Source organism: Bacteroides mediterraneensis, assembly GCF_016900355.1.
Taxonomy (GTDB): Bacteria; Bacteroidota; Bacteroidia; order Bacteroidales; family Bacteroidaceae; genus Phocaeicola.
This window is the reverse complement of the sequence record NZ_JACJKA010000019.1, coordinates 65,089-71,342: the sequence shown is the minus strand read 5'-3', so window position 1 is coordinate 71,342 and position 6,254 is coordinate 65,089. Positions and strand designations below refer to the sequence as shown.

At 51.6% G+C, this 6,254-nt stretch carries 4 protein-coding genes and 1 riboswitch; all 4 genes read right to left on the bottom strand.

The genetic code is table 11. From position 1 onward, the window contains the following. Nucleotides 1-162: 162 nt before the first annotated feature. Genes H6A28_RS10955 through H6A28_RS10940 form a run of 4 tightly spaced genes read right to left on the bottom strand, consistent with a single transcriptional unit; the run spans nucleotide 163 to nucleotide 5,903 of the window. Nucleotides 163-1,650 carry a DUF5074 domain-containing protein gene (locus H6A28_RS10955; protein ID WP_204480289.1) on the bottom strand — a complete coding sequence of 496 codons (1,488 nt, stop codon included), beginning with the start codon at nucleotides 1,648-1,650 and terminating at the stop codon, nucleotides 163-165. Nucleotides 1,651-1,688: 38 nt separating this feature from the next. Continuing rightward, nucleotides 1,689-2,723 carry a PKD domain-containing protein gene (locus H6A28_RS10950; RefSeq protein ID WP_204480287.1) on the bottom strand — a complete coding sequence of 345 codons (1,035 nt, stop codon included), beginning with the start codon at nucleotides 2,721-2,723 and terminating at the stop codon, nucleotides 1,689-1,691. A 40-nt stretch (nucleotides 2,724-2,763) separates the two neighbouring features. Further along, on the bottom strand, nucleotides 2,764-3,915 hold the full coding sequence (locus H6A28_RS10945; protein WP_204480285.1) for a YncE family protein: 1,152 nt from the start codon (nucleotides 3,913-3,915) through the stop codon (nucleotides 2,764-2,766). Nucleotides 3,916-3,920: 5 nt separating this feature from the next. Then, on the bottom strand, nucleotides 3,921-5,903 hold the full coding sequence (locus H6A28_RS10940) for a TonB-dependent receptor (RefSeq protein ID WP_239465335.1): 1,983 nt from the start codon (nucleotides 5,901-5,903) through the stop codon (nucleotides 3,921-3,923). A gap of 84 nt (nucleotides 5,904-5,987) precedes the next feature. Continuing rightward, nucleotides 5,988-6,189, bottom strand: a riboswitch (cobalamin riboswitch). Nucleotides 6,190-6,254: the final 65 nt, after the last annotated feature.

Genomic DNA, 6,254 nt, shown 5'->3' with positions numbered 1-6,254 from the left:
TTTAGACTCTGGAAACATAGTGGTAATCGTTTAAATCTTATAATTCAGCACTATAAATTTAATACTTTTATCGCTATGTTTCTAATTATCACTGAAATATATTTATTACTATTTCGAACTCACGTTAAAATACGTGTTTTTTCATCCTTTCCATCCATTTAATCAATTATTATTCGGGGCAAAAAAGAAACCTGCCGGGAAGTGGGTATAATTCTCATACTTGGCTACCGGAGTTTCTGCATTGGTCTTAAAGTCAAACTCCCAGATTTGATTCGTGGTGAACTGGGCATATCCTTTGATGGTATTGATAAACACATGTCCCGTCACAGGATGTACTGCCATACCGTTATACAGCAGACCGGCGTTGTCGTCGATATCATTCAGCTCACAAAGCAATTTCTCGGCCTTCAGTCCCGATTCTGAATCCAACTCCTTGTTATCGTCAAAAGTCATCTGATAAATGGTAGTGTTCTTGTCGTCCGTATAATAAAAGTCCTTTCCTTTTACGGCAAATGCCACACCCGAAGACCCTACAAACGGGGTCACATTAATCTGACGCTGGATAATGGTCTTCGAAGCCAGATTAAATTTACCAATCGCCTTCTTTCCGTTTCCGGTGGACATCAGCCAGATATCCCCGTCGTCGGCCGCCTTGATACCCAATACCGTATTGATGGGACAAGACACCTTGAACGGGAAGCGGATGCTCTTGGCCTGATCACTTTCTGGAGAAATCTCCAGAATACCACCCACCAAACCTGACTTATACGTATAGACTTTCCCGTTCATCACCACGAACTGACTTTTCGGCGCTTTTTCCGTTCCACTCACCAGTTTCAATTCCTTAGTCTGAAGATTCAAACGATAGATTCCCACATTGTCACGCAGATACACATGCGCCTCATCCAGCACGGCAATGTGCGTGGGCCAGTCAAGCCCTTGCAGTTCCGTCTTGCTCAGTGCCATCTCTTTCTTCAACGTCTTGGCATTCATCACAATCAGCATCCCGTCGTTCACAAACTTGGTACCTACCGGATTCTGGTCGCCGTTCTGCGTGATGACATAAATCTTGCCGTTATAGAATGCCATATCCTGCGCCACATTTCCCAGCTCCGTACCGTTGACCGCCTTATACGCATCTCCTATCACATAGCCTTCGGGCGTGATGTAAGTGAGCGAGCCATTTTCGGTGGTCATGTTTCCTTCGTTCAGCACAAAGACTCCCTTCGGGTCAGAAAACGAATTCAGGCAGTAAAACTCCACCGCCTTCGTCACTTCCTTGGTATCTTCGCCCACGGCCTTCAGCGTGATTTTCGCTTTCTGTACCGCCTCCGCCAAAGCCTTCACCGTAACCGTACTCGCCTTCTCATCCAAATCGGCCGTCCAGCCCGTCGGCACATCGACCACACTCACCGATTTCACATGCTCCGCCGCATATTCCAGTTTGAACACCGAATCCGGAGCCAGCATCACCGGCAGCACGCTGTCCAGCTTAGTTTTCAACTCAAAAGAAGCGGGTTGCCCTGCAGGAGGAGGATTGTCTCCGTTTCCGATTCCTTTCTCTTTACTACAACTGCCTGCCAGCAAAGCCACGACCAGTAAAAGTGCGGCACCGGCATGTTTCACCTTAAATAAGTCTTTTAGTTTCATGTTACTTTTGGTTTAAAATAGAATGTATGTTACGTTGGTTAGTTTTTCAGCAGATGCAAGTCTTCCACTCCCATCACTTCCGTGGAACACTCTCCCAGCCAGCCGTTCACCTGATGTACCCCGGTATAAATCTTCACGAAATCCACGCCCGGCAGATGCACCGCATTCCCGTGGGTATCCACTGCCCAGTCGATGTCGATGCAGGCTCCCTCCGTATCGTTCACGGCATTGTCGGCATAACCGTAGACAAAACTGAGCAGCACGAAATAAGGTGCCTCTTCCGTTCCATGGTTCAGTCCGTTCTGCGGCAGACGGGTTCCCTTGAACGTCAGCCTGTCCGACTGAATCCACTGCGGGAAATACGGCTGGCGATGGTATTCGTTCTTGGGCAGATACCCTTCGCCCCCCTTGTTGTCCGTCCAGCGGATGTATTGCGCCTCTTCTTCCTGCGTCTTCGGCTCCACTTTCGGTTTGTAATAGGTAATCTCGTAATCGGAATAACAATGCAGGTCGTTCCCTACCTCCTTCGCTTCGGCATACCAAGGTTCCACCTCTCCTTTCTGGGCACTGCCCTGAATTTCGTACCACTCGTCGGCATCCGGTTTCCCATTGCCGTTCTTGTCGTAAGCCACTAAAATCACGCCGGGCTCATAGCTTCCTCCTTTCGCCGTACCACTGGCTGCTGCCGAAGAATTGCCGTTGAAGGCATTGCCCAACACCCGGAAATCCCGGCTCCCCGGCTTGTTCTCGATGGTATGGTCGAAACCGACTACCACATAACCGCCGAAACCGCCCAGTGAAACCAATCCTCGTTTGTTGTTTCCGATAAGTTCCAGCACCTTCTGGTTCATGGTTTCCTGCGTGTCGCCCTCCTTAAATTCCGGCAACACATTGACAAACTGCCCCGGACAAGGCACAAACTCCAACACTTTCGTGATGTAGGGAGTAGCCGGCACTTCCGGCCCTTTCTCCATCGGGTCCTCTTTTTCGTTACGACAGGCCGACAGAAGCCCCCCGCATAGCAGTACCATCCACAGAAGACGGTCTGCCAGACAAATGATTTTTTTCTTCATATCTTATTTATAATTATCACAAGGTTCTTTTTTCCACTTCCTAATAGAAGTCCACCGAGGTAAAGGCGAAATGCGCCGGGATGTCCCCGGTACGCACCTTCCATTTCAACTTTCCTTCGGGAGAGAAACAATACAGGTAACCAGGCGTCACATAGTTCGTGGCATCCGACACGAAAATCTCCTTGGTTTCCGGATTCACCCCAAGCCCGTAAGGAATGCTGATTTCTTTTTCTGTACCGTCCGTGATGAAGTTCCGGGGAAGAATCTCCCGTTTTCGGGTGTCGTACAACGTGTACCGGATTTCATTCCTTCCCGACACATAGCTCCATTCCACACTGATCAGGTACAGTTCGTCGCCGTCCATGCACATCTCGCTGGCGGCCACTCCCAACCGGCCCACCACCCGCTGTGCTTCCGGGTCGATGACAAACACGTCCGACTTCGTGCCGTAATAGTCCCCACGGGAACTGACGTAAATCAGTCCGTCGGATGCCAGCTTCATCCGATGCAGGTTGATGGCCACATCAATGGTATTCACCACCTCGAACGTACCCAAATCGACCACCGACACCGTGCGGTCGTAATTGGGGAAACGGTAACCTCCCGAGTTGGCCACATACAGCAATCCGTCCTTGATGACCATCTCCTCCGGCTGGTAACCGACCACCACCTCCCGGGTGATTTGCAAGGTATTCACATCAAACTCCACAATCTTTCCCGGACGGGCATTGGGGTCAATCTGCACGGGGCCGGCATACGAACTCACGTAAGCCTTGTCGCCCGCAAAAACAATGTAGCGGCAGTTGGTGACATTCACACTGCCGATGTGCTGGGCCGTACGCACATCCATCACCTCCACATAATGCGAACAGTTGATGACCGCATACAGCCGGTTGCCATACACCTGCAGGTCGTTGCCCACATCGCCCAGTTCCTTCACTACCTCCGGATTCCGTTCCGGATAAATATTGCGGGTGTAGAAACCGCTCCGGAAATCCAGAAAATCGAGGGTACACTTGTTGCTTCCCATGTTGCCCTCGTTCAGGACAAACATTCCCTTTATCTCGTGCGGACTGCCCGGACGACTGACGGCCTCGCTTTCCGAACGAAGCACCGGAAGGTCTTCCCGGCAAGCCAGACACAGGAACAGACAAACCGCCACCCACAGATATCTTAAGAATCTACGTCTCATAAGTCTCAAAAGCTATATTGCACAATACACTTGAAATTGATTCCCGGCATGGGATAACACGTCACCACCTCATACTGCTGGTTGAACAGGTTGTTCACTTCCAGCGTCATCTTCAGCTCACCCGGTCCCCAGTCCAGCCGGCGGGCCACCGAGAAGTCACTCGTGTACCACGGCTGCTGGTAGTCGACCGGGATATTGGCTTGCGAGGTGTATCGCTCGCCGGTATAAATAAAGCTATAGTTGGTTTCCCATTTTTTCCAGTTGAGGTTGAGCACCGCCGAACCGCTGTGCCAGGGGATATAGAGAATCTGTCCCCCGTAAAACTCCGCCGTAGGGTCGGTAAAATCCTGTGCCTTCTGGTAAGTATAGTTCACCCGGGCTGTCAGTATCGTATGCCGACCATACTGCCACACACTCTGCAACGCCGCATCCACACCCCGGATTTCCACCCGTCCCAGATTGACCATCGTCCAGCGGAAAAAGTTGGAGGTTGGGGTAGCCACAATCTTGTTCTCCACCTCATTGTAGTACGCATCCACCTGCAGTTCCAGATGACGCAGCCAACTGTCGGTCCACGACTTGCCGTAAGTGAACCCCACATTAAACTGGTTCGTAAATTCCGGCTTCAAATCCACGTTGCCGATAAAGGTATAATACAAATCATTCAGCGTAGGCATCCGGAAAATCCGCTTGTAAAAAGCCCGCAGGTGAAAATCTTCCTTCTGAAAAGGCCGATACGAGGCAATCACCGCCGGTGTCCACTCCCGCTTGTGGGGAGCCGCCCTTCCGGAGCCCTCCACCCGCTCCTGCACGAACGTGCCCAGCAGACTGCCCTGCAACTTGAATCCGTGATAATCCAAGGCCGTAGCCACAGCCACCATTTCCGTATGCCGGCGAGGATAGGCAAAGTCCGTCAGGTCGGCATTCAGCAGATTGAACTGATAGTCCGCCGACAGACTGACCTCCCAGAAAGGAGTCAGCACCCAGCGGTTGGCCAGAGAGGCATACACTTCCTGCTGGTAATAATGATTGTTGGTATACATCAGCGACTCATCCTTGTGCGGGTCGGCCAGGTAATGCAGGTAATCATACGCATACTTCACATGCGCCATCAGGCTGTACCAGTCGGCCACGTCCTTCTTGAACGCCCCCTGCGTAAAGAAATTCGTATCCCACTGCCGGTCCTCGTGCGAGAACTTGTTGCGCACAATCGCTCCCGGGTATCCCCGTTCCGAACGATACAGGTACGACTTCGCCCGCCAATAGCCCCGCGGCAGCTTTCCATAGAAACCTCCTTCCACCCGCAACGCATTCACATCGCCGTTCTGCCGCACGGCAGTGGTATCATATCCGTCCTGCTTGCGGTAAGAGAACTTGTATTTTCCCGTGGTGTACAAATATTCCGCACTCCACGACGTGCTCACCTGCTCCGTCAGCTTCCGCTCCCACAGCAGGGAAGGGTTGGCCAGCCCGAACGAACCCGTCTTGAAAGTCGCCTTGACATGCTGCAATTCTTTTCCGGAAAACACAGGTATCCGGGACTGCAAATAAATGGAACCTGCCGAACCGAAATCCTTGGCCGGCTGGAAAATGGCACTCTTCTGCCCGTTGTATAAGGTGACCGACTCCATGTTATCGAGCGAGAAGCGCCCGAGGTCGACCGTCCCGTTCTGGGCATTCCCCAGCTCCACGCCGTCGTAGAACACCCCCACATGGTTCGTGCCCATGCTCCGGATGTTGACCGTCTTCAGACCGCCCACGCCGCCATAGTCCTTTATCTGCAAACCCGAGAAATACCTCAGGGCATCTGCCACGCTGTGCGACGACAACCGACTGAGCTGTTCACCCACCAGCTGCTGCACGGGTATGACTTCCTTGGGCAACGCACGTACCGTAACCACCACTTCGTCCAGATGCTGCAAGCTGTCGAGCCTGCTCTGCGAACGAAGGGTCACAGTATTCCCAAGGCATAGAATCCCCCCCAGCATGACAGACAGAAACTTCCGTCTACCCATACTTTTTCCGTACTAATTGAAAATCCAAATCGTTTTAACCACCTAATCCCACGAGCGTGGTTAACATGTATGATGGCAGGTCTTCTGACTTACTCCCCTCCTGGAGCCTTCCCGATTGTGTTCAGTGATCAGTGGCATGAGTCTTTTCCAGCAGGTTGAATGGAGCTTACAGCAGCGGGACTGTTCAGGACTTGCACCTGATTCCCTTTTCATCCGAGGGCCTGAACAGACACTCGGAACCATTCGGCGACAAATATAGTATAATTATACAGATTTTTCTTACAAAACGAAATATTTTACCCCATGGCAAACTCCTCTTCCTTA

What these genes read in the sequence shown, in the direction of transcription:
- H6A28_RS10950 (WP_204480287.1), bottom strand. Translation starts at nt 2,723, where the DNA reads ATGAAGAAAAAAATCATTTGTCTGGCAGACCGTCTTCTGTGGATGGTA.
- H6A28_RS10945 (WP_204480285.1), bottom strand. Translation starts at nt 3,915, where the DNA reads ATGAGACGTAGATTCTTAAGATATCTGTGGGTGGCGGTTTGTCTGTTC.
- H6A28_RS10955 (WP_204480289.1), bottom strand. Translation starts at nt 1,650, where the DNA reads ATGAAACTAAAAGACTTATTTAAGGTGAAACATGCCGGTGCCGCACTT.
- H6A28_RS10940 (WP_239465335.1), bottom strand. Translation starts at nt 5,903, where the DNA reads ATGCTGGGGGGGATTCTATGCCTTGGGAATACTGTGACCCTTCGTTCG.